Raw genomic sequence first — 3717 nt, forward strand, 5'->3', positions numbered from 1 at the left:
CGCACGATCACCGTCTCGTCGCTCATCGCCGGCACGTAGGCGCCGCCGGCGGTGCACGAGCCCATCACGCAGGCGATCTGGGCGATGCCCTGCGCCGACAGGTTGGCCTGGTTGTAGAAGATCCGGCCGAAGTGGTCGCGGTCGGGAAACACCTCGTCCTGCAGCGGCAGGAACGCGCCGCCGGAATCGACCAGGTAGATGCACGGCAACCGGTTCTGCTGGGCGATCTCCTGCGCGCGCAGGTGTTTCTTCACCGTGATCGGGTAGTAGGTGCCGCCCTTGACCGTGGCGTCATTGGCGACGATCACGCATTCCACGCCGGAGACGCGGCCGATGCCGGCAACCACGCCGGCGCACGGCACCTCGTCGTCGTACAGGCCCAGTGCGGCCAGCGGCGCGATCTCCAGGAACGCGCTGCCCGGGTCGAGCAGGGCATCGATGCGTTCGCGCACCAGCAGCTTGCCGCGCGCCTGGTGCTTGGCGCGGGCGGCGGCGCTGCCGCCCAGGGCGATGCGCGCCTGGGTGGCGTGCAGGTCGTCGACCACCGCGCGCAGCGCGGCGGCATTGGCGGCGAAGGCGTCGCTGCCGGGTTGCAACTGGGTCTGGATCGCGCTCATGGCTGGGCCGTGGAGAGAAGGGAAGGGCAGGCTGCTGATGTGGGAGGGGCTCTTGTCCCCTTTTGCGGGATCAGCCCCGACGCGATGGCGTCGAAACGGCCTTTCGGCCGATACCTCTTTCGCAGCGCATCACTTGGTCCGCTCGAACAATTCGCGGCCGATCAGCATGCGACGGATCTCCGAGGTGCCCGCGCCGATCTCGTAGAGCTTGGCGTCGCGCCACAGGCGCCCGGTCGGATAGTCGTTGATGTAGCCGTTGCCGCCCAGCACCTGGATCGCCTGGCCGGTCAGCCAGGTGGCCTTCTCGGCGGCGTAGAGGATCGCGCCGGCGGCGTCCTGGCGGGTAGTGCGACCGGCGTCGCAGGCGCGTGCCACCGCATACACGTAGGCGCGGCAGGCGTTGAGGCCCACGTACATGTCGGCCAGCTTGCCCTGCATCAGCTGGAAGCTGCCGATCGGCTCGCCGAACTGGCGGCGCTCGTGCACGTAGGGCAGCACCACGTCCAGCGCCGCGGCCATCAGCCCCAGCGGACCGCCGGACAGCACCACGCGCTCGTAGTCCAGGCCGGACATCAGCACGCGCACGCCGCCGCCGACCTCGCCCAGCACGTTCTCCGCCGGCACTTCGCAGTCCTGGAACACCAGTTCGCAGGTGTTGGAGCCGCGCATGCCGAGCTTGTCCAGCTTCTGCGCGGTGCTGAAGCCGGGCATGCCCTTCTCGACCACGAATGCGGTGATGCCGCGCGCGCCGCCGCTCGGGTCGGTCTTGGCATAGACCACCAGCACGTCGGCGTCCGGGCCGTTGGTGATCCACATCTTGTTGCCGTTGAGCACGTAGCGATCGCCGCGCGCTTCGGCGCGCAGCTTCATCGACACCACGTCCGAGCCGGCGCCGGGTTCGCTCATCGCCAGCGCGCCGACGTGTTCGCCGCTGCACAGCTTCGGCAGGTAGCGCGCCTTCTGCGCCGGGCTGGCGTTCTTGCGCAACTGGTTCACGCACAGGTTCGAATGCGCGCCGTAGGACAGGCCGATCGCGCCGCAGGCGCGCGAGATCTCCTCCATCGCCACCACGTGCGCCAGATAGCCCATCGCGCTGCCGCCGTACTCCTCCTCCACGGTGAGGCCGAGCAGCCCCTGTTCGCCGAGCTTGCGCCACAGCGGCGCGGGAAAGGCGTTGTCGCGGTCGGCCTGCTCGGCCAGCGGCGCGATCTCGCGCGCGGCAAAAGCGGCGACGCTGTCGCGCAGCAGGTCGACCTCCTCGCCCAACTCGAAATTCAACGACGGCATCAGCATGGCGGCAACTCCGGGAATGGCGGGTGGCCGGCGGCGCCTAGAATCGGACCCGCGCCGGGCAAGAGCGCCCAGCGTAGCCGGGAACGGCAAAGAAGTGAACAGAAATTCATTAATTGAACTTAGAATCACGCCATGGCCTACAAACGCTCCGCCCTGATGGAAGAACGCCTCGCCGGCAACCGCCAGCGGATCCTGCTGGCGGCGCGCCGGCTGATCGCCGCCGACGGCTTCCGCGGCGCCCCGGTGACCGCGGTCGCGGCCGAGGCCGGGGTCTCCACCGGGCTGATCTACCGGCATTTCCCGTCCAAGGCCGAACTGTTCGTGGAGGTGCTGACCGCCGCCGTGGAGCACGAGCTGACCATCCTGCGCGCCATCGCCGCCGCACCGGCGCCGGCCGCGCAGCGCCTGCGCGATGCCATCGCCTCGTTCGTGCGCCGCGCCCTGGCCGGCCCCGGCCTGGCCTACGCCTTCATCGCCGAACCGGTGGAACCGGAGGTGGACGCCGAGCGCATCCGCTGCCGGCGCCTGCTCGGCGACGTGTTCAAGGGCATCCTGGCCGACGGCGTGGCCGCGGGCGAGTTCCCCGCGCAGGACCTGGAGGCGGCCGCGGCGTGCCTGGTCGGCGCCTACACAGAGGCCCTGGTCGGCCCGACCGCGCCCAGCCGCGACGGCCCGCGCGACAGCGAGCGCCTGGTCGAGGCCGTGTGCGGGTTCTGCCTGCGCGCGGTGGGCAGCGCCTGAGCGCGACCGGGCGCGCCGCCTGCGCCGAACTGCTGCGATGCAGCACGCATCGCCTGCGATTCCGTGTGCTCCCGGCGTGCCGCGCGGCGCAAACGCTGGCTATACTCGGTCGCGTAGCGGTGGTCCGGATTACCACGTGCCAAAGGGGTGTGATGTGCGGAATTACGACCTCGAATTTCTCAAGCGCTTCTCGATGGTGATCGGCCTGCTGGTGCTGATCACCCTCGGCCTGATCGTGTTCGCGCATTACCTGCAGCGGGCCATCCCGCCGGAGGTGTCGCCGGTGGCGCTCAAGCGCACCGAGGAGCGCATCGCCCCGGTCGGCGCGGTCTACGCCGGCAGCACCGGTGCCGCGGCGCAAGCGGCGGCACAGGCGGCGGCGCTGGCCAAGGCCTCGGCGCAGGCGGCCTACGGCGGCACCACCGACGGCAAGACCATCTTCAACAACCTGTGCACCGCTTGCCACACCACCGGCGTGGGCAAGGCGCCGACGCTGGACCACGCGCATTGGGACAAGCGCATCGCGCAGGGCAAGGAGACGCTCTACAAGCACGCCATCGAGGGCTACACCGGCCCCGACGGCGGCATCATGCCGCCCAAGGGCGGCAATCCCGGGCTGACCGAGGAGCAGATCCACGCCACCGTGGACTGGATGCTGGCCAACCTGAAGTAACCTTGCGCCTCCCGCACGCCACTGCGCCGCCTTCGGGCGGCGCATTCGTTTCCGCGCCCGTCGCGTGCCGGCGCAAACAAGGAGAGTGATCGCATGCGCATGCCGCCGCCATCGTTGTTGTCGTTGTTGCTGCTGGTCGCAGCCCCCGCCGCGCAGGCGCTGACGCCGCCGACGCTGCTGCCGATCGGGCAGTTGCGGCCGGGGCCGCAGGCGCAGGGCGTGGTGTTCGAGGGCGTGGTCACCGCGCGGGTGGAGGCCGGCGGCAGCGGCTACCTGGTGCAGGACGCCGGCGACGACGATCCGCTGACCGCCGACGCGCTGCTGGTGCGCGGCGATGCCGAGCGCAGCCTGGCACCGGGCGACCGCGTGCGGGTGTGGGGCGAGCTGGCGCCG

General features: G+C 70.6%; 4 protein-coding genes and 1 pseudogene. 3 read left to right on the forward strand and 2 right to left on the reverse strand.

What is annotated here, in order from left to right; genetic code table 11:
- A partial coding sequence (locus tag D183_RS0115660) for a carboxyl transferase domain-containing protein (protein ID WP_017909841.1) occupies window positions 1-617 on the reverse strand: 617 nt, incomplete at its 3' end.
- Between the two features lie 129 nt (window positions 618-746).
- Window positions 747-1910 (reverse strand): isovaleryl-CoA dehydrogenase, encoded by a 1164-nt coding sequence (locus D183_RS0115665; RefSeq protein WP_010341368.1) that lies wholly within the window; start codon window positions 1908-1910, stop codon window positions 747-749.
- A 132-nt stretch (window positions 1911-2042) separates the two neighbouring features.
- On the opposite strand from D183_RS0115665, the gene D183_RS0115670 reads away from it, so the two are divergent.
- From D183_RS0115670 to D183_RS0115680, 3 genes and pseudogenes are all read left to right on the forward strand, one after another.
- Entirely contained in the window at window positions 2043-2651 is a 609-nt protein-coding gene (locus D183_RS0115670) for a TetR/AcrR family transcriptional regulator (RefSeq protein ID WP_017909842.1), read from the forward strand.
- A gap of 154 nt (window positions 2652-2805) precedes the next feature.
- On the forward strand, window positions 2806-3324 hold the full coding sequence (locus D183_RS0115675) for a c-type cytochrome (protein WP_017915253.1): 519 nt from the start codon (window positions 2806-2808) through the stop codon (window positions 3322-3324).
- 93 nt (window positions 3325-3417) lie between these two features.
- Window positions 3418-3717: pseudogene (locus D183_RS0115680) on the forward strand (ExeM/NucH family extracellular endonuclease); the annotation flags it as partial.

The sequence above is a fragment of the Xanthomonas sp. SHU 199 genome (assembly GCF_000364665.1).
Classification (GTDB): Bacteria; Pseudomonadota; Gammaproteobacteria; order Xanthomonadales; family Xanthomonadaceae; genus Xanthomonas_A; species Xanthomonas_A sontii.